Source organism: Nocardia sp. NPDC056100, assembly GCF_042266325.1.
GTDB lineage: Bacteria > Actinomycetota > Actinomycetes > Mycobacteriales > Mycobacteriaceae > Nocardia.
The window spans coordinates 325,831-347,451 of record NZ_JBHJVY010000004.1 but is presented as its reverse complement, the minus strand read 5'-3'; the positions used below and the strand labels follow the sequence as shown (position 1 = coordinate 347,451).

At 68.2% G+C, this 21,621-nt stretch carries 7 protein-coding genes (1 of these 7 only partly in view); 2 read left to right on the top strand and 5 right to left on the bottom strand.

What is annotated here, in order from left to right; translation table 11 throughout:
* Positions 1–7: 7 nt before the first annotated feature.
* Positions 8–1,594 (bottom strand): carboxyl transferase domain-containing protein, encoded by a 1,587-nt coding sequence (locus tag ACFC0O_RS32110; protein ID WP_375964542.1) that lies wholly within the window; start codon positions 1,592–1,594, stop codon positions 8–10.
* A gap of 156 nt (positions 1,595–1,750) precedes the next feature.
* On the opposite strand from ACFC0O_RS32110, the gene ACFC0O_RS32105 reads away from it, so the two are divergent.
* Positions 1,751–2,335: a TetR/AcrR family transcriptional regulator gene (locus ACFC0O_RS32105; RefSeq protein WP_375966366.1), complete on the top strand. Its 585-nt coding sequence runs from the start codon at positions 1,751–1,753 to the stop codon at positions 2,333–2,335.
* A gap of 29 nt (positions 2,336–2,364) precedes the next feature.
* On the opposite strand, the gene ACFC0O_RS32100 is transcribed toward ACFC0O_RS32105, so the two are convergent.
* Positions 2,365–2,808, bottom strand: a complete 444-nt coding sequence (locus ACFC0O_RS32100; protein ID WP_364642611.1) for an SRPBCC family protein — start codon at positions 2,806–2,808, stop codon at positions 2,365–2,367.
* A 178-nt stretch (positions 2,809–2,986) separates the two neighbouring features.
* Between ACFC0O_RS32100 and ACFC0O_RS32095 the strand changes: the two genes are divergently transcribed.
* A complete protein-coding gene (locus tag ACFC0O_RS32095) occupies positions 2,987–4,195 on the top strand; it encodes a TetR/AcrR family transcriptional regulator (protein ID WP_375964540.1) in 1,209 nt (402 codons plus the stop codon).
* A gap of 21 nt (positions 4,196–4,216) precedes the next feature.
* Here ACFC0O_RS32095 and ACFC0O_RS32090 read toward each other — a convergent pair whose 3' ends face one another.
* The 3 genes from ACFC0O_RS32090 to ACFC0O_RS32080 all read right to left on the bottom strand — a co-directional run.
* Positions 4,217–4,423: a hypothetical protein gene (locus ACFC0O_RS32090; RefSeq protein WP_364642617.1), complete on the bottom strand. Its 207-nt coding sequence runs from the start codon at positions 4,421–4,423 to the stop codon at positions 4,217–4,219.
* Between the two features lie 1,249 nt (positions 4,424–5,672).
* A complete protein-coding gene (locus tag ACFC0O_RS32085) occupies positions 5,673–5,891 on the bottom strand; it encodes an MbtH family protein (protein WP_375964537.1) in 219 nt (72 codons plus the stop codon).
* A gap of 15 nt (positions 5,892–5,906) precedes the next feature.
* A protein-coding gene (locus tag ACFC0O_RS32080) for a non-ribosomal peptide synthase/polyketide synthase (protein WP_375966363.1) crosses the window boundary here: on the bottom strand, positions 5,907–21,621 show its 3' portion. The gene runs 12,917 nt beyond the window's last position; 15,715 of the gene's 28,632 nt are visible here — the last part of the coding sequence; its start codon lies beyond the right edge, outside the window — the gene reads right to left on this strand; its stop codon occupies positions 5,907–5,909.

Sequence of the window (21,621 nt, the reverse complement as noted above, 5' to 3'; positions counted from 1 at the left end):
AAGGCGATCACATCCTGAAGACGCCGTAGGAGACGTCCTCCAGCGGCGCTTGCGCGCACGCCGAAAGCGCCAGGCCGACAACTGTTCTGGTATCGGCGGGATCGATGACGCCATCGTCCCAGAGCCGGGCCGTGGAGTAGTACGGATTGCCCTGCGCCTCGTACTGATCGCGGATAGGGGCCTTGAAAGCCTCCTGATCCTCGTCCGACCACGGCTTGCCGGAGCCGTCCAGCTGATCGCCGCGCACGGTCGCGAGCACGGAGGCGGCCTGCTCGCCGCCCATCACCGAGATGCGCGCGTTCGGCCACATCCACAGGAAGCGCGGCGAATACGCGCGCCCGCACATGGAGTAGTTGCCCGCGCCGTAGGAGCCGCCGATGACCACGGTCAGCTTGGGCACCCGTGCGCAGGCCACCGCGGTGACCATCTTCGCGCCGTGCTTGGCGATACCGCCCGCCTCGTAATCGCGGCCGACCATGAAGCCGGTGATGTTCTGCAGGAACAGCAGCGGGATCTTGCGCTTATCGCAGAGTTCGATGAAATGCGCGCCCTTCATGGCGGATTCGGCGAACAGCACGCCGTTATTGGCCACGATGCCGACCGGATGGCCGTGGATGTGCGCGAAGCCGGTGACCAGGGTGCGGCCGTATTCGGCCTTGAACTCGGCGAATTCGCCGCCGTCGACCATGCGGGTGATGACATCGCGGACGTCGTAGGGCGTCCGGAGATCAACGGGGACAATGTCGTACAGCTCGTCCTGCGGCGCGATGGCGTCGACCGTGGGCCGGACCTCCCACGGCGTCGGCGTCTTCGGGCCGAGCGTGGCGATGATGTTCCGCACGATGCGCAGTGCGTCCTGATCGCTCTCGGCCAGATGATCGGTGACACCGGAAGTGCGCGAATGCAATTCGCCGCCGCCCAGTTCCTCGGCGGTGACCACTTCGCCGGTGGCGGCCTTCACCAGCGGCGGGCCGCCCAGGAAGATGGTGCCCTGATTGCGCACGATGACGGTCTCATCGCTCATGGCGGGGACGTACGCGCCGCCCGCGGTGCAGGAGCCCATGACCGCGGAGATCTGCGCGATCCCCTTGGCGCTCATATTCGCCTGGTTGAAGAAGATGCGGCCGAAGTGCTCGCGATCGGGGAAGACCTCATCCTGCTTGGGCAGGAACGCACCGCCCGAGTCGACCAGGTAGATACACGGCAGGTTGTTCTGCAGCGCCACCTCCTGCGCGCGCAGATGCTTCTTGACCGTCATCGGGTAGTAGGTGCCGCCCTTGACCGTGGCGTCATTGGCGATGATCACGCATTCGCGCCCGGAGACCCGGCCGATACCGCCGATCACGCCCGCGCCCGGGCATTCATCGCCGTACAGCCCGGTGGCCGCCAGCGGCGACAGCTCCAGGAACGGCGAGCCGGGATCGAGCAGCTGATCCACCCGCTGCCGCGGTAGCAGTTTGCCGCGGGCCAGATGCCGCTCGCGGGCCTTGTCCGGTCCGCCCAGCGCGCTCACGGCCAAGCGCTCGCGCAGCTCTTCGACCAGTGCGTGATGCGCGGCCCGGTTCCCGGAGCGCACCTCCCCAGCCACCGTCATGACGTCATCCTCAGGCTCGGTTAATCACCAATAACTCAAATGTAAGATAATCTTCACTAACTGAGTTGTCCAGAACCGCAGGAGGGAGCCACGGTGAACAGCGCGGAAACCGTGCCCTCGGCACCGGCCGAAACCGCCGCGACGACCCGCGCCGCGCTGGCGGCAGCACCGCTCACCCGGCGCGAACAGTTGAAGGCGCAGCGGCGCGCGCAGTTGCTGGACGCGGGCGCGCGGCTGATCGCGGACCGCGGCTTCCTCGGTATGCGCCTGGACGATCTGGGCGCGGCGGCGGGTATCAGCGGCCCGGCGGTCTACCGCCACTTCCCCAATAAGGAAGCGCTGCTGGTGGAATTGCTGGTCGGCATCAGTCAGCGGCTGCTCGACGGTGGCCGGGCGGTCGCGGCGGCGGCCACCGCACCCGCCGAGGCGCTGGACGCGCTGATCGATTTCCACCTCGACTTCGCCCTGGGTGAGCCGGAACTCATTCGCATCCAGGATCGCGATCTGGAGAATCTGCCCGAAGCCGCGCGCCGCCAGGTCCGCCGCACCCAGCGCCAATATGTGGAGGTCTGGGTCGCCGTACTGCGCGAAGTCCGGCCCGACCTCCCCGAGGCGACCGCCCGCGTGCAGGCGCACGCGATCTTCGGCCTGATCAACTCCACCCCGCACAGCGCCCCGGCCGCGACCGCGACCCGCGCCCGGCCGGTGCTGCGCCGCATGGCCGTGGCCGCCCTGGTGTGATCTACACCCCGAGCGCGCTCGAATTGTGTTCAGGCACCGCGAAGTTCGCGTTCGGCGGTGCGCAGCACCATGAGGAATCCGCCTCGGATGACGGGCAGGAACAGGGTGGTGGCCAGACCGCCGCACATCGGCGAGGCGATCTCGAAGGTGGAGAACCAGCGCACGCGGGTGCCGCGAGCGACCTCCTCGAAAGCTATGAAACCTTCTTGATGTCGCAGTGGCGGAACGGATTTCAGGAGTCGATAACGCATGAGGCGCTGGGGCTCGTACTCCACGATCTCTTCGGTGAGGCGAATGAGCGGGGTCACGATCAACCGGACCGCTCCGGCACCGTGACCGGTGGTGTTGCCGGGGCGGACCAGGGTTACCCGGCGGACCATGGGTACGCGCTGATAGTTGGTCGCATCGGTGAGCCAGTCGAAGACATCCGGGAGTGGAGCCCGGATCGTGCGCTGAACATCGACCGTGCGCATGCCGGCTCCATCCTGATCTCGCCCTAACCTCTGCGCAGCCTACGAGATGGGCCGCCGATCGTAGAACGAAACGCGTGCGAAACGCCGAATCGGGTGAGCGCCTTGTGCTTTCGCCTGCAAGCACAGCCCTCCCCAACCCGGCAGGGCGGCAAAAGACCTGGTGACTACCATTACGGGCATGAATGTCGAGGAGCAGCGTGTGATCCGCCGCCGCCCGAAGAACCGGCGCGCCCAGATCGCCGCCACCTCGGCGGCCGCCTTCGGCTCGCTCGGCTATCACGGGGTGAGCATGGAGGATATCGCCGCGCGACTCGGAATCTCCTCGGCCGCACTGTATCGGCACTACCCGAGCAAGTACGCGCTGTTCCGCGAGGAGCTGCTGCGACTGGGTCAGCTCACCGTCGACGCGACCACGCCGCCGGAGGACGGCGAGGGTCTGGACCCGGCCGCACGACTGTCGAGCGTGCTGGATCGGATCATCGCCGAGACCATCGCCAATCGCGCCACGGTCACCCTGTTGCGCTGGGAGCAGCGATACCTCGACGATGCCGATCGGCAGACGCTGTCCGATCAGTTCACCGCGGCGCTGAAGGTGCTGCGCGATCTCATCGGGGCGGTGCGACCGGAGCTGGACGAACAGGATCGCGCGGTGCGCGCGGTGGCCATCTTCAGCGTGGTCAGCAGTATCGGCGACCATCACGCGGCGCTGCCGGTGAAAGCGCTGACCGCATTGCTGCATTCGGCCTGCGATGCGCTCATCGCCGCCGAACTACCGCCGCCCGGCACCGATGCCAGCCTGCCGCGGGCCACCGAGATCCCGCAGTCCTTCAAGCACGAGTTGCTGTTGAAGAAGGCCGTCGAGCTCTTCCATCAGCGCGGATACCCCAATGTGAGCGTGGAGGACATCGCCTCGGCGGCCGATCTGTCCGCGGCCTCGGCGGTGTACCGGTACTACCGGAGCAAGGGTGATCTGCTGGCGGCGGCCTTCCGGCGCGCGGCCGATCGGGTGTCCGGGGCGATCGGACCGGCGGTGTCGTCGTCCGCGACTCCGGCCGAGGCGCTCGGCAAGCTCGTCGACCTCTATGTCGCGGGCTCATTCGCCGAACGCGAGCTGACCTATGTGTATTACGCGGAGTTCAGCCATGTTTCGCCCGATGAGCGCACCATGCTGCGCAATGTGCAGCGGCTGATCGTGGCCGAATGGGTGCGGCTGCTGGTGGCGGTGCGCCCGGAACTGTCCGAGGGCGAGGCCAGAATCCTGGTGCACGCCGGGTTCGGACTGGTGGTCGATATGGGGCGCGTCTTCGGTGACGATCCGCGAATCTGCCCGCAGGAAAGGGTGATCCGGCTGATGGAGGTCAGCCTCTTCGGTGCGGCGCGAGCGTAACCGCGCCGCACCGGCGGGGTCTTATGCCGGGGTGAAGACGGACATGGGGGTGAACGGCGCGTAGTCGGCCACGTGCCCGTCCTCCCACTCCCACAATGAGATCGGATCAACGGCGACGCCGCTCTGCAGAATGAGGCGCCAACCGGCTTCCTCGCGCTGCCAGATATCACCGTCGCGGTCCCAGTAGAGACCGACGGTACGCGGCTCGACCGTAATGCTCCGGCTCATGGTGTTCCTCTCCGTGACCGCTGGCTGCTCAGTGGATTCCGTAACCGTCATCATTGGAAATCCCTTCGTTGCGCGCTATCGAAAAGTATTCGCTCCCACACTTCCGGGCCTGTTTCGCGGCGACTATGCCTTGCCTTCCGCACAAATATATTTGCCAAACATTCGCGGATGCAGGAAGTGAAGGGGGTGAGTCGAATTCGCCGAAGAATAAAGCTCCACTTTTCGGAACCGCTATCCGGCCGGAATGCCGGACCGACATGCGGAATCATGTCGAATCCGATCGGCCGCGGCGCAAACCACCACACCATAAGATGTCCGAATTATCCGGTTGCGCACCGCGACTCGCGCACGAATCGGTCGACACACCGCGAGAACTTCCACACGAGCGAGGGCCGGATACCGCCGAAAACCGCGTCCGTATTAGATACCAATCGGTTGCAAATATCGGGTATCGCGGGCCGCCCGGACGCCGGGATCGGGAACTCCGCAAATGCCGGCGGCCCGGTGCATTCGATGTCATCGACAGCCGCTATCCGATGCGCGGATATCACCGCACTGTATCGATCGGCGCGAGCGGGACTACCGGAGCGAGGTAGCTGAGATACTCACAATGCCTGGACGCCGCGATGTACCGGTCCGGCAGGGAGTGGTGGAACGGTACATCGCGGCGCTTATTCAGGTGGAATGTGGGGTCGCCAGGGCGTTGCGCGCTGGCGGCCTCACGACCTTTCCGGTCGCTATTGCGGCGGGAAGGTGTAGGAGGAGCCGGTGCCGAGCATCTTGGCCAGGGTGGCGAAGAGGTCGTTAACCATGCTGCCAGAGAACATTTGGGCTCCTAGACGACCGGGGTGGTCACCGGCGGGGTGGGCTGGGTTACCGAGGTGGATGAACCCGAGCCGACCAGGTGGGCGAAAGCCATGAGCAGGTCGGTGAAGCCGCTGCCACTGAGCATTGTGTTTTCCTTTCGAAAGGTGTTGGGGGGCTACGGATCAGTGCGGGGTGTAGCTGGCGGTCGAGCCACCGCTCAGGAACTTGAGCAGGGTGGTCAGGATGCCGCCGATGTCGACGCCGCCGGTGGGATCGGTAGCAGGAGGAGTGGTCATGTGTTTCCTTTCTTCGTTCGCGGACAGACCCCCGAAAACTGTTCGCCTGGATCACCAGTGAATGCGCCGGGACCGCCGCACGGGGCGCGCTCGCGCCCCGAGTCCTTACTGCGGAGTTGTTGGGCCGCAGAGATTTTCGAACCGAATCAGTCGACCTCGGTGGCCATGGCGTCGGCCAGGGATTTGGGGCGCATATCGGTCCAATGGGTTTCGACGTAGTCGAGGCAGGTACGACGTTGCGCCGGTCCGTGCGCGATGGTCCAGCCACCGGGGATGGCGGCGAAGATCGGCCACAGCGAATGCTGCGCCTCCTCGTTCACCAGTACGTAGAACTGCGCGTCGTCGTCATCGAAGGGATTGCTCATCGCGAAGTGCCTTTCTCACAAGGGATTCGAAGAGTGGTTCAGCACCCGGGCGATATCGGCCAGCGCCGCGGGTTCGGTCATGCGCCAGTGCGTGGCCTGCACCGCATGGGTGTGCAGCACACCGTCGATGGCATCGGTCCAGGTGGACACGCCTTCCGTGCAGCTCGGATCATCAAGGGCGGCAGCGAAATACCGCAGTTCACCCTTGAAGCGCTCGGGCCGGTACGCGCCGATGAGCGCGAGCGAGTCGACACCGGTGCGCACCATCCGGGTCAGCCGGTCCGTGCCCAGGGAGGCGAACGGTTCGGGAAGTCCGGCCAGCTTCTCGGCCAGCTCCTCCGGATCCATATCACCGTCGCCCAGTTCGACCTGTCCGGCGAACAGACCGCCGAGCACCTCGGCGACCGGAATGCGTACCGGCCCGGTGGCTTCGGTGTCCCCGCCGAGCCAGCTGTCCAGAATGGCCAGCGTCGGCACCTCCTGTCCCAGCGCCTGGAGCTGCACCGCGACCGAATGCGCCAGCACGCCGCCGAGCGACCAGCCGAGCAGGTGGTACGGGCCCTCGGGCTGTACGGCGCGAATCTCCCGCACGTACCGCGCCGCCCATTCGTCGATGGAGGCCGGCAGCGGCACATCCGAGGCCAGGGTGGGCGATTGCAGACCGTAGATCGGGCGGTCCTCGTCCAGGTGTGCGGCCAGACCGGCGAACGACCAGGAGATGCCGCCGACCGGGTGGATGCAGAACAGCGGTTCGCCGGATCCGCCGGTGCGCAGCGGCAGCAGCACCTGGAAGGCACTCTCACCCAGACCGCCGGTGGCCCTTTCCAGTTCGGCGACCAGGGCCGCCGGGGTGGAAGCGGAGAACAACCAGGTCACCGGAACACGCTCACCGACAGCGGCGCTGAGCCGAGCCGCCAGTTGCACGGCAACCAGCGAGGTTCCGCCGAGCTCGAAGAAGTTGTCATCCAGGCCGATTCGCTCGGACTTCAACACCTCGGCGAAGGCCGCGCAGACCTTGATCTCCAACTCGGTTTCGGGCGACCGGAATTCGCGGCCGGTGAAGACCGGCTCCGGCAGCGCCCGGCGTTCCAGCTTGCCATTGGCGTTGAGCGGATACGCCTCGAGCACGATGACCTGGGCCGGAACCATGTAGGCGGGCAGGGCATCCGCCGCCGTGGACCGCAGTCCGGCGGGATCGATGACCGCGCCGGGCACCGGCACCGCGTACGCCACCAGCTGATCGCCCAGCGCCGTCGGCACCACCAGCACCACCACCTGGCTCACCGCCGGATGCGCCAGCAGCGCCATCTCGATCTCGCCGAGCTCGATGCGCTGGCCGCGGAACTTCACCTGGAAGTCGGTGCGGCCGATGTACTCCAGCGCTCCGGCGGCGTTCCAGCGCACCAGATCGCCGGTGCGGTACATGCGCGCGCCGACACCGAACGGGTTGGCCACGAACCGATCCGAGGTCAGATCCGGTCGGCGCTCATAACCGCGCGCCAACTGGTCGCCGGCCAGGTAGAGCTCGCCGGGCACCCCGGCGGGCACCGGACGCAGCCGCGCGTCCAGGACGTAGACCTGGGTGTTCCACTGCGGTAGGCCGATCGGAACCGAGCGGGTCTCGCCGCCCGTCGCCTTCCAGTAGGTGGTCGAGATCGCGGCCTCGGTCGGGCCGTACAGGTTGTGCACCTGCACCCCGGCGCCCAGCGCCAGTGTCGAGGTCACCGTCTCCGGCGGCAATGCCTCACCGATGACGAACACATCGCGCAGGGTCGTCAGCGACCCCGCCGGGGTGTGCGCGGCGAAGACCGTGAGCATGGAGGGCACGAAGTCCACCATCGTGACACGCTGGGCCGCGATGACATCCGCGATGTAGGCGGTGTCCAGGTGCCCGCCGGGCGCGGCGATGACCAGCGTCGCCCCGACCCGCATGGTCATGAAGATGCTCCACAGCGAGACGTCGAAGGTGGTCGCGGTCTTGAACAGATACGCGTCCGCCGGCGTCATCGGATATTCGGCAAGCATCCACTCGATCTGGTTGTGGATGGCCCAGTGCCCGGTGGCGACGCCCTTGGGCCTGCCGGTGGAACCCGAGGTGAAGATGATGTAGGCCAGGTTCTCATCGGTGATGGGGCGCAGCAGTTCCTCCGGCCGTACCGGTGCGGCCGAGAACCGGTCCAGCTCGAGCTCGTCCAGGTTCAGTACCGGAACGCCCGCGGGCGCGCGCACCGCGTCGGCGGTGTTGGTGAGCAGGCAGACCGGCTGGGCGGTGTCGAAGATATTCGCGATGCGGTCGGCGGGATGGTCCGGATCCAGCGGTACGTACACCCCACCCGCCGACAGCACGGCATAGAGTCCGACCACCAGATCCAGAGAGCGCCGAATCGCCACCGCCACAACGGATTCCGTGCCGACACCCTGGGCGATGAGCAACCGGGCCAGTCGATTGACCCGCTCGTCGAATTCGCGATAGGTGAGCTCGATGCCCTCGTAGACCACCGCGATCGCATCCGGATGCGCGGCCACCGTCCGGCGGTAACCGGCGAGCAGCGGCTCGTCGACGATCTCATGTCGGGTTTCGTTACGGCCCTGCAGGATTCGATCCAGCTCGGCGCGATCGAGAATATCGATATCACCGACCGGGCGGGTCGGATCCGCCACGATGGCGGCAAGCAGGCGACCGAGTCGCTCGGTGAACCCGACCGCGGTGCTCGCGTCGAACAGATCACCGGCGTATACGAGATTGCCCGCGATACCGGCGGGCGTGCCGTCCTGCTCGTACCCGTCGGACAGGATCCAGTGCAGATCCAGTGCCGCCATCACATTGTCGAAGTCGACCTCGGAGACGGTCAGCCCCGGCAGCTCGAGCCGGGTGCGCGCCAGATTCTGGAACGACAGGCCGACCTGGAAGAGCGGATTGCGCGAGGTCGATCGCACCGGGTTGAGGACCTCGACCAGACGCTCGAAGGGCACGTCGGCGTGCGCGAACGCCTGGATATCGATCTCGCGCTGGCGGGCCAGCAGTTCGGTGAACGCGGCCGCGGCGTCGACCTCGGTGCGGAACACCAGCGTATTGCCGAACATGCCGACCAGATCGTCGAGCGCGGCCTCGCCGCGACCCGCGATCGGGGTGCCGATGGCGATATCGCCGGTGCCGGACAACCGGGCCAGCAGCAGTGCGATGGCGGTGTGCACCACCATGAACAGCGTCGCGCCCTGTGCGCGGGCGAGTTCGACCAGCGCACAGTGGGTTTCGGCGTCGATGAGCACCGGCGTCTTGCCGCCCTCGAGGGACTGCGATGCCGGACGCGGCCGATCGAACGGCAGATCCAGCTGATCGGGCAGTCCCGCCAGCGCCGACTTCCAATAGCCGACCTGGGTGGCGAACAGCGATTCCGGATCGCTTTCGTCGCCGAGCACCTCACGCTGCCAGATGGCGTAATCGGCGTACTGCACGGGCAGCGCCGTCCAGCCCGGCTGGACACCGCGTGACCGGGCGGCGTAGGCGGTCATGAGATCCCGGGTCAGTGGGCCGACCGAGGAACCGTCGCCGGAGATGTGGTGCACGACCATCGCGAGCACGTAATCGTTTCCGGCGCCGTCGATATCGAGCAGCAGCACCCGGACCGGCACCTGCGCGGTGACGTCGAAGGTGATGCGGGCCAATTCGTCGAGTACGGCCTCGAGTTCGGCGCCGGGGACGACGCGCAGTTCGAGCTCCGGGGTCGCCTGCGCGGGGGCCAGGATCACCTGGGCGGGGCGCGCGGCGTCCGACTCCCCCGTCATCGGGTAGACGGTGCGCAGAATCTCGTGCCGGGCAATCAGATCCGCGATGGCGGTCCGCAGCGCGGGCACATCCAGCGCACCGGACAGCCGGACCGCGATGGGCACGTTGAAGGCGGCGGATTCGGTGTCGAACTGGTTCAGGAACCACATGCGCTGCTGGGCCGGGGAAAGCGGAATCGCCGCCGGGCGCGACCGGGCCACCAGGGCCCGGCGGTCACCCGCACCCGACTGCCGCGCGACATTCGCGGCCAGTCCGGCGACGGTGGACGCCTCGAAAAGCGCGCGCACCGGAATGCGGCTGTCCAGGGCCGCGCCGATCCGGGCGACGATCTGCGTTGCCAGCAGCGAGTTTCCGCCGAGAGCGAAGAAATCGTCATCCGCGCCGACGCGTTCGACGCCCAGCACATCGGTGAACACGCCCGCCACGATCTCCTCGATCGGGGTGGACGGCGCACGGAAGGCCGTGGTCTCGAACTCGGGCTCCGGCAACGCCTTTCGATCCAGTTTGCCGTTGAGGTTCAACGGCAGCGCGTCCAGCACCACGAACGCCGAAGGCACCATGTACGACGGCAGGGTCGCCGACAATGCCGACTTCACCTGAGCCACATCGACATTCGCGTCGGAGGAAACGAGGTAGGCGACCAGGCGGTCACCGGTGCGCTGATCCGACTTGGCCAGCACCGCGACCTGTGCGATCTCCGGCAGCGCCAGCAGCGCGGCCTCGATCTCGCCGAGTTCGATGCGGAAGCCGCGGATCTTCACCTGGAAGTCGGTGCGACCCCGGTAGTCCAACTCGCCCTTGGCATTCCAGGCCACCAGGTCACCGGTGCGGTACATGCGCTCGCCCGCGCTGAACGGGTTGGCCACGAAGCGATCCGCAGTCAGATCCGCGCGGCCGAAGTAGCCGCGCGCCAGCTGCGCACCCGCCAGGTACAGCTCACCCGAGACGCCGACCGGCACCGGACGCAGCCGTGCGTCCAGCACGTACACCCGGCTGTTCCATTCGGGCGCGCCGATGGACACCGCGGTCTGATCCGCATCGGTGACCCTGTGATTGGTGATCGAGACCGCGGCCTCGGTCGGACCGTACAGGTTGAACAGCTCGGTACGCGGACGCTCGGCCAGTACCCGCTGGGCCAGCGCGCCCGGCAACGCCTCACCGATCGCCAGGATGCGCCACAGCGAATCCGGCAGCCCGTCCGCCAGCAGCGCGTCCAACATCGACGGCACCACGTGCAGGGTGGTCACCCACTCCCGAGCCATGAGCTCGTTCAGGTACGCCGGATCCTTGTGCCCGTCCGGCTGCGCGATGACCAGACGGCCACCGCAGGCCACCGCCGACCAGAACTCCCACACCGAGAGATCGAAGGTCGCGGCGGTCTTGAGCAGCACCGCATCGGCCGGATCCAGACCGAATTCGGTGACCTTCCAGAGCAACTGGTTCACGACCGCCGCATGCGGCAGCGCCACACCCTTGGGACGGCCGGTGGAACCGGAGGTGAAGATGACGTACGCGGTATTGGCGGACGTCAGCTCCCGCACCCGCTCGGCAGCGGTGATCGGCTCGTCCGAGTATCCGGACAGATCCAGCTCATCGATACGCGCTACCGATGCGGATTCATGCTCGAAGCCGTCCCGCGAGGTGGTCAGCACCACCGCCGGAGCGGCGGTTTCGAGGATGTAACCGGTGCGATCGGCGGGCTGATCCGGATCGATCGGCACATACGCCGCACCGGACTTGGCCACCGCGTACATCGCGACCACAAGATCGGTGGAACGCCGGATGGCAAGCGCCACACGGTCTTCCGCACCGATACCACGCGCGATCAACTCACGCGCCAAACGGTTCACCCGCGCGTCGAGCTCGGCGTAGGTCAATTCCTCACGCCCGGTGGCGGTATCGGCGACGAGTGCGATCTCCTTCGGATCGCCGGCGACAACTCGGTCCAGCAGGGTGGCCAGGGTCGCCTCGGTGTCGACCGGCTGCGCGGTGCCGTTCCAGGACTCCAGGATTCGGACGCGCTCGTCGGGCGCGAGCAGTTCCAGCGCGCCGACCGCGAGCTCCGGGGTGGCGACCACCGCGGCCAGCAGGCGTTCGAAGCGCCGGGCGAATCCGGCGACGGTGTCGGCGTCGAACAGCGCGGTCGCGTAGGTGAGCGAGACCGCGAGTCCGGCGGGCGTGCCGTCCGCGTCATAGCGGTCCACGACCACCAGGTGCAGATCGAACTGCGAGATGGCGGTCTCGAAATCGACCGCGCCGACGCGCAATCCGTCGAGTTCGAAGGCGGCGGGCTCGGTGTTGTTGAACGAGAAGCCGACCTGGAACAGCGGATGCCGAGCGGTGGAGCGCTCCGGGTTGAGCACCTCCACCAGGCGCTCGAACGGCACGTCGGCGTGCGAGAAGGCAGCCAGATCGCGGGCGCGGACCTGGTTCAGCAGGGCGCTGAAGCCGAGCGCGGGATCGATCTCGGCGCGCAGCACCAGGGTGTTGACGAACATGCCGACGAGATCGTCGAGCGCGTCCTCGCCGCGACCCGCGACCGGTGTGCCGACCGCGATATCGGCGCTCCCGGACAGCCGGGACAGCAGCAGCGCGAAGGCCGCGTGCACCACCATGAACAGCGTCGAGCCCTGGGCGCGGCCCAGTTCGGCGAGCCGGGCGTGCAGCCCGGCGTCGATGCCGAAATTGATCTCGTCGCCGACGGTGGAAGCCACCGCCGGACGCGGTCGATCGCCGGGCAACTCCAACTGATCCGGCAGCCCGGCCAGGGCCTCGGTCCAGAACCGCAGCTGCTGTGCCAGCAGCGATTGGGCATCGTCTTCGGAGCCGAGCCGATCCCGTTGCCAGAGCGCGTAATCCGCGTACTGCACCGGCAGTGGCTCCCACACGGGCGCGGCGCCCGCATGCCGGGCGGCGTAGGCGGCCATGACATCGCGGGCCAGCGGGGCCATGGAGGCGCCGTCGGCGGCGATATGGTGCAGCACCACGACCAGCACGTGCTCATCCGCGGCATCCGAGGGCAGGTAGAGCCGGGCGCGCAGCGGTACCGCGGCGGTGACATCGAAGCCCACGGAAACGAATTCGCTGACGACGGTGAGCAATTCGCTCGCCGCCACCGGAATCGGGCTGAGCCGCGGCCCGCGCGCCTCGGCGGCGGGCAGGATCACCTGCACCGGACCGGATTCGGTGAGCGGGTACAGCGTGCGCAGCACCTCGTGCCGGGCCACCACATCGGCGAACGCCGCGTCGAGGGCGGCGATGTCCAGCTCACCGGTGAGCCGGATGGCGAGCGGCATATTGTAGGCCGCCGATTCACCGTCGAACCGGTTCAGGAACCACATGCGCCGCTGTGCCAGCGAAAGCGGCACCGGGCCCTGCTCGCGGCGCGACACGAGCTCCGGACCGGTCGCGACGATTTCGCCGGAGGTGCTGATGACAGCGGCCAATCCGGCCACGGTCGGATGCTCGAACACGGTGCGCATGGCCACCGCGACACCCAGGCGCGCGGACAACCGGGCCGAAAGCTTCACCGCGCTCAGCGAATTGCCGCCGAGTGCGAAGAAATCGTCATCCAGGCCGACCGGATCGGCGGCCCCGAGCAGTTCGGCCATGACGGTCGCGATGGCTCGTTCTGCGACCGTGACCGGGGCCCGGAACTCCGCGGTGCGGAATACCGGTTCCGGCAGTGCCTTTCGATCCAGTTTGGCCGTCGGGGTGAGCGGAATGGCGTCGATCACCATGATGGCGGCGGGCACCATATAGGCGATGAGCGAGCGGCCCGCGAAGGCGCGCAACTCTTCGGTGTCCACGACGCGGCCCGGTGCGGGCACCACGTAGGACACCAGCGAGATATCGCCGGAACGACCGGTGTGGCCGATGGTGACCGCGAAATCGACGCTCTCATGGGTGGTGAGCACGGTGTCGATCTCGCCGAGTTCGATGCGCAGGCCGCGCACCTTGACCTGATCGTCGGAGCGGCCCAGGTATTCGAGCACCGGGTAGCTGATGCCGCCGACCGAGCGCCGCACCCAGCGCACCAGATCACCGGTGCGGTAGAGCCGCCCGCCGGGCTCGCCGAACGGGTCGGCGATGAAGCGGTCCGCGGTGATATCGGCGCGACCGTGATAGCCGCGCGCCAATCCCGGTCCGCGCAGGTACATTTCGCCGACCGCGCCGTCCGGCACGGGGCTCAGCCGGGCATCCAGCACCACCGCGCCGAGACCGTGCGCGAGCCCGCCCAGCACCACACCGTCGCCCGGCCGCAGCGGCGAGCTCATATGCGTGGTGATGGTGACCTCGGTCGGCCCGTACGAGTTGTACAGATCGCGGCCGCCGCCCCAGCGTTCCACCAGTTCCGGGCCGAAGCTCTCGCCGCCGACCGACAGGTGCCGCAGGCCACGCAGTCGCTCCGGATCGAGCGTCTGCAGCACCGACGGGGTGATGAGCGCGTGGGTCACCCGCTGACGGTGGATGAGCTCGCTCATCTCCTCGCCGCCGAAGACGTCGGCGGGCGAGATGACCAGTGCCGCCCCGACCGGCAGGGCCATCAGCAGTTCCATCAGCGAGGCGTCGAAGCTGGGCGAGGCCCGGTGCAGGACGCGGGCCGACGCGGAGGTCGGCGCGTGCTCCTGATGGATGGCCGCGACGCCCGGCAGACCGGCGTGGCTGACCACCACGCCCTTCGGGCGGCCGGTGGAACCGGAGGTGTACATCATCCAGGCGGCGTTGCCGATGCGCACCGGGCGCACCGGTTCGGTGTCCGCGATGGGGTTCGCGTCGAAGGCGAGCAGATCGCGGGACAGCGATTCGCCGTCGAGCACGATCCAGGTCGCCTGCGCCGGAAGCTGTTCCAGGTGCGCGGTGAGCGTCAGCCCGAGGGTGGCGCCGGAATCGGCCAGCATGTAGGCGATGCGCTCGGCCGGATAGGTGGGGTCGACCGGCAGGAAGGCCGCGCCGGTCTTGGCGACCGCCCACAGCGCCACCACGGAATCGATGGAGCGGGGCACCGCGACGGCGACGAAATCCTCCGCGCCGACGCCGAATCCGATGAGCAACCGGGCCAGCCGCGAGGAGCGCTCGTCCAGCTGTCCGTAGGTGAGCGTCTCACCGCTCGAAATCAGCGCCGTCGCTTCGGGATTCAGCTCGACCGCGGCCCGCATGAGCTCGGCGAGGGTGCGTGGCGGCAGCGCCCGCGGGCCACGCCGGGCCAGCAGTTCGGCGCGCTCCACCGGAGCCAGCAGTTCGATCTCGCCGATGGTCACCGCCGGATCGGTGGTGACCGCGCCGAGCACCCGGCCGAAGCGGCGCAGCAGATCCGCCGCGGTCGCCTCGTCGTACAGATCGGTGGCGTAGGTGACCTCGACGATCAGGTGGCCGTCATCGTCGAGTTCATCGCCGATGGAGAAGGTGAGGTCGAATTTGGCGATGGTGTCGTCGAATTCGACGTTCTCCAGCACCAGTCCGGGCACACCGTGCGTATCGCCGTCCAGGTTCAGGTAGTTCAGCGTCACCGTGAACAGCGGATGCCGGGACCGATTGGTTTCGATGCCGAGCTCGTTCACCACGCGCTCGAACGGCACCGTGGCATTGGCGAAGGCGGCCAGGTCCACGGTCCGGCTCTCGGCCAGCAGGTCGGCGAAGGGGCGGTCCAGGGCCGGGCGGGTGCGCAGCGCCAGGGTGTTGACGAACATGCCGACCAGGTCGTCCAGGGCGGCCTCGCCGCGGCCGGCGACCGGGGTGCCGATCGCGATGTCCTCGGTGCCCGAGAGCCGGGCCAGCAGTACGGCCAGCGCGGCGTGATACACCATGAACGGAGTCGCGTTGTGCCGCTTGGCAACCGTGCGCACTCGTTCGCCGACATCGCCGCCTATGCGACCGCGCACCACCGCGCCCGCATAGGAGGAGACCGCCGGACGGGGCCGGTCGGTGCGCAGCGGGAGCTCGTCCGGCAGTCCGGCGAGCTGTTCGCGCCAGTACGAGAGTTCCGGTGCGGCAACCGTTTCCAGCACGTCGTGCTGCCACAGGGCGTAATCGGCGTACTGCACGGCCAGGGGTTCCCACTGCGGTGCGGACCCGGAGGTGCGCGCCAGATACGCCAGAATCACATCGCGCAGCAGCGGATCCATGGACGCACCGTCACCGGCGATGTGGTGCAGCACCGCGACCAGTACGGTGCTGTGCTCGGATTCGCGCAGCAGCACCGCGCGCATCGGCAGTTCGGTGGTGATATCGAAACCGGTGGAACCGAATTCGTAGATGCGCGGCAGCACCGAACCCCTGACGAGTTCGACCGGCAACTCGATGGCGGTGCCCGCGGGCAGGATCACCTGGTAGCCCTCGCCCTCGGCGTCCATCGGGTAGATGGTGCGCAGCACCTCGTGCCGGGTCATCACATCGGTGAGGGCGGCGCGCAATGCCGGAATGTCGAGATCGCCCATCAGCCGGATGGCGGCCGGGATGTTGTACGCGGCCGATTCCGGATCGAGCCGGTTCAGCAGCCAGATACGAGTCTGCGCCAGTGACAACGGGATTCGATCCGGCCGCGGCGCCGCGGTCAGCGGCGGCAGGGTGCGGCCACCGCCCGCGACCCGGGTGGCCAGTTCGGCAACGGTCGGGGCCTCGAAGATCTCGCGCACGCCGATCTCGCAGCCGAAGGCCGCGTTGACGCGCGCCACCAGACGCATGGCCAGCAGCGAGTTACCGCCCCGGTCGAAGAAATCGTCATCGGCGCCGATCGGATCACCGCCGAGCAGATCGTGCAGCAGCCCGGCCAGCATCGACTCCGAGCCTTCCCGCAGTGCGCGGAAAGCGGTTGCCGCGGCGGTGAATTCGACCGGCGGCAGGGCCTTGCGGTCCAGTTTGCCGACGCTGGTGCGCGGCATATCGTCGAGCACCACCAGGTGCGCGGGCACCATGTACGCGGGCAACTGCTCGCGGATATGCGCCAGTACCGCTTCGGCGGAAAGACCGGGGCCGGAGACGTATCCGACCAGGGCATCGGTGCCGGCGGAGTCCTTGGCGAGCAGCACGGCGGCATTGGCGACACCGGCGGCCGTCAGCAGGGCCGCCTCGATCTCGCCGAGCTCGATACGCTGACCGCGCAGCTTCACCTGGAAGTCGTTGCGGCCCAGGTACACCAGATCACCGGAGCGGTTCCAGCGCACCAGATCGCCGGTGCGATACATGCGCGCACCGGGCACGCCGAACGGATCGGCGATGAAGCGTTCCGCGCTGAGCGCACCGCGGCCCTGGTAGCCGCGAGCCAGCTGATCACCGGCGAGGTACAGCTCGCCGATGACGCCGGTCGGCACCGGGCGCAGCCGGGCGTCCAGCACGTACGCGCGGGTGTTCCAGTTGGGACGGCCGATGGCGACCTCGTAATCCGGATCGGCGTCGGTGAATTCGTGGTAGATGGTCGAGACGGCGGCCTCGGTGGGTCCGTAGGCGTTGTGCACCGCACCGCCGACGTGCTCGCGCAGCGCGGCGAGCAGTTCGGCGGGCAGCGCCTCACCACCGGTGTGCAGATGCCGGAACGAACCCAGCGCGGATCCCTGGCCCTCGGCGACCAGGGCGGCCAGCACGGACGGCACATGCTCGGCGATGGTGATGCCGTGCTCGCGCATCTTCCCGGCCAGGTAGTCCAGGTCCAGGTGCCCGCCGGGCTTCAGCAGCACCAGCGGCGCGCCCACCAGCGCGGGCAGGAAGCACTCCCACACCGAGACGTCGAAGGACAGCGGCGCGCGCTGCATGATGCGGTCGGCGGCGGTGACGCCGTAGCGGTGTTCGAGCCAGTACAGCTGATTGACGATGGCGTGGTGGCTGGTGGCCACACCCTTGGGCAGACCGGTCGAGCCGGAGGTGAACAGCACGTACGCCAGGTTGTCCGGGCGCAGCGGCACGATCCGCTCGGCATCGGTGACGGGTGTGCCCGCGTAGCCGCTCAGATCCAGATCCGCGACGGCCACGGTGCGCACGCCGTCCAGCGCGGGCGGGAGCAGCTCGTCGACCGCCAGCACCAGGGTGGTTTCGGCGGTGCCGAGAATGTGCGCGAGGCGATCCGCCGGATGCGCCGGGTCCACCGGCAGATAGGCCGCACCCGCCGCGACCACGGCGTACAGCGCGATGACCATATCGAATCCACGCTGCGCGGTCACGCCGACGATATCGTCCGGGCCGACGCCCTGGCTGATCAGCCAGCGCGCCAGTCGATTCGCGCGGGCGGCCAGTTCGCCGTAGCTCAGGGTTTCGTCCTCGAGCACCACCGCCGTCACCGCCGGATCGACGGCGGCGCGCCGGTCCAGCAGATCGGCGAGGGTTTCGCGCGGGATCATCCGCGCGGTGGCGTTGCGGTCGGACAGCACCACGCCGCGCTCGGCCACCGACATGAGTTCCACATCGGCGGCGGTGGTGCGCGGATCGGTGAGCAGGGCGCGCAGCACCCGCTCGTAGCGGACCAGGAATTCGCCGATGGTGTTCTCGTCGAACAGATCTCGGGCGTAGTGCACGTGCACGTCGAGTCCGGCGGGCACACCGTCGGCGAAATGCTCGTGCAGGGTCCAGTCCATATCGAACTGGATGGGCGGCACCCCGGCGTCGAGTCCGGTGATGGACAGCCGCTGCAACCGGAACTCCGGCTTGGCGTGGTTCTGCAGCGTGAACGCGACCTGATAGATCGGTGAATGCGCCTGGGAGCGTGCCGGATTCAGCGCGTCGACGAGTGCTTCGAAGGGCAGCGCGGCGTGATCGAAGGCCGCCAGATCGGTATCGCGCACCTGCGCCAGCACCTCACCCAGGGCAGCGCCGGGGCGAATCTCGCTGCGCAGCACCAGGGTGTTGACGAACATGCCGACCAGATCGTCCAGCTCCTGCTGGCCGCGACCCGCGACGGGGGTGCCGATGACGATATCGGCGCTTCCGGACAGCCGGGCCAGCAGCACGGCCAATGCGGTGTGCAGCACCATGAACGGGGTCACCCGGTGCTCGGCCGCGAATTCCACGATATCGGAATGCAATTCGGAGTCCAGGGTGCCGAGCAGCGCCGCGCCGCGGGTGCTCGCCACGGCCGGGCGGGGACGGTCGGTGGGCAGTGTGAGCAGTTCGGGCGCGCCCGCCAGGCGGCGCTTCCAGTAGCGCAGTTGCCGGGCCAGCACCGACTGTTCATCGGTGACCGCTCCGAGCGCGGCCCGCTGCCAGAGCGCGTAATCCGCGTACTGCACCTGCGGCACACCGAGATTCGGGACGGTATTGGCACAGCGGGCCACGTACGCCTTGGCCAGATCCCGGGCCAGGGGCGCGAAGGACCAGCCGTCGGCCGCGATGTGGTGCACCACGAACAGCAGGATGTGCGTCTGCGGGTGTTCATCGGCGAGTTCGAGCAGCCGCACCCGAATCGGCACCTCGACGGTGACGTCGAAAACGGTGGCGGACACCGATTCCACCAGTGCGGGGAGTTCGGCCGCGGCGATGGTCTCCGGCTCCAGCTCCACCAGATGCGTTCCGGCGGGCAGGATCAGCTGTGCGGCCTCGCCGTCACGCTCGGGATACAGGGTGCGCAGCGTCTCGTGCCGGTCGATCACATCGGCGATGGCGGCCTGTAGCGCAGGCACGTTCAGCGCACCGGTCAACCGCAGGGCGAAGGGGATGTTGTAGCCGCCGCCCTGTGCGTCGAAGCGGTTCAGGAACCACATCCGCTGCTGTGCGATGGACAGCGGGATGCGGCCCTCGCGCGGCTGCGAAACCAGCGGGGGCAGTGGCAGATTCGCGTCCGCTTCGTTCGCGAGCGCGGTCACCCGGGTGGCGAGTTCGCGCACCGTGGCGGCATCGAAGACGGTGCGCACCGGCACCGGCGTGGTCATGGCCTTGGACAGGCGCGCCGCCAACTGGGTGGCGATCAGCGAATTTCCGCCGAGGGCGAAGAAGTCATCACCCGCGCCGACTCGTTCCACGCCGAGCAGATCGGCGAAGATCGCCGCGACCAGCGCCTCGACCTCACCCTCCGGGGCCTCGAACGCGGCCGCGGTGATCTCGGGAGCGGGTAGCGCGTTGCGATCCAGCTTGCCGTTGGCATTGAGCGGGAAGGATTCCAGCACCACCAGGGCCGACGGCACCATGTACGACGGCAGCGCCGCGGCCAGGTGGGTGCGCAGGGCCGCCACATCGACCGACCCGGCGGCGGACGGAACCACATAGCCGACGAGCAGATCGCCGGTGCGCGCGTCCGAACGCAGCACCACCACCGCCTGGGCGACGGAGTCGTGCGCGGTGAGCGCCGCCTCGATCTCACCCAGTTCGATGCGCAGGCCGCGCAGTTTGACCTGGAAGTCGGTGCGGCCCAGGTATTCCAGCTCACCGTCGGCGGTCCAGACCACCAGGTCACCGGTGCGGTACATGCGCTCGCCGGGGGTGAAGGGATTGGCGACGAAGCGGTCCGCGGACAGCTCCGGACGGCCCAGGTAGCCACGGGCCAGCTGCTCGCCCGCGAGATAGAGCTCACCCGCGATACCGGCGCCCACCGGGTGCAGGCGCGAATCCAGTACGTACACCCGGGTGTTCCACACCGGGCCGCCGATGGGCACGGTGACGGTGTCGGCGTCGGTCACCTCGTGATAGGTGACGTCGACGGCGGCTTCGGTGGGACCGTACAGATTGTGCAGCGCCGCTCCGGTCAGCGCGCGCAGTCGCTGTGCGGTCGGGGCGGGCAGGGCTTCACCGGAGGCGAAAACCGTACGCAGTGAGACGCATTCGGCCACACCCGGCTCGGCGACGAACACCGAGAGCATGGACGGTACGAAATGCGCAGTGGTGACGCTCTCCTCGGCGATGATCCGGGCCAGGTAGGCGGGATCGCGATGACCTTCCGGCTTGGCCAGCGCCAGGCGGGCGCCGGTCAGCAACGGCCAGAAGAACTCCCAGACCGAGACGTCGAAGGTGGCCGGGGTCTTCTGCAGCACGACGTCATCGGCGGCCAGCCGGTATTCGGACTGCATCCAGACCAGGCGGTTCACGATCGCCGAATGCGGCACCGCGACACCCTTGGGGCGACCGGTCGAACCCGAGGTGAAGATGACGTAGGCGATGTTGTCCGCGCGCAGCGGGCGGCGGCGATCGGCGTCGGCGATCGGATCGGCCGCGTAGCCGGACAGGTCCAGCAGGTCGATGCGCACCTGCGCGGTATCGATGGACAGGTCCGCACCCGAGGTCAGTACGGCGACGGGGTCGGCGGTGGCGAGAATGTATTCGATGCGCTCGGCGGGCTGATCCGGATCCAGCGGCACGTACGCGCCACCGGCGGTGAGCACGGCGTACATGCCGACGACCAGATCCAGGGAGCGGCGCATGCCCAGGGCGACAAGGGAATCGGGTCCGACACCGTGCGCGATGAGGTGCCGGGCCAGCTGGTTCACCCGTTCGGCGAATTCGCCGTAGGACAGACCCGTCCCGTCGAAGCTCACCGCCGTGCGCTGTTCCGAACGCGCGGCCTGCGCCTCGAACAGCGAAACCAGGGTGGGGGCGACGCCCTCCAGCCACAGATCGGCATCGGTGTCGTTCCAGCCGTGTAGCACCCGCGACCGCTCCGCGGCGTCCAGCAGTTCCACATCGCCGATGCGGGCGGCCGGATCGGCCGCGACCGCCGCCAGCATGAGCAGCAGGCGGCGTCCGAACGAATCCGCGTACTCGGCGTCGAAAAGGTCGGTGGCGTAGACGAGTTCGGCGCGCATCGGCTCCGCATCGGTGCCACCGCCGAGTGCGAGCTGGAGATCGAACTTCGCGCCCTGCTGATCCAGGCGGTATTCGGTGACGGCCAGGCCCGGCAGTTCGAGGGCGGTGCCGCCCTGGTTCTGGAAGGACAGCATGACCTGGAACAGCGGATGCCGGGCCTGCGAGCGAGCCGGGTCGAGCGCCTCGACCAGACGCTCGAACGGCACATCGGTATGCGCGAAGGCT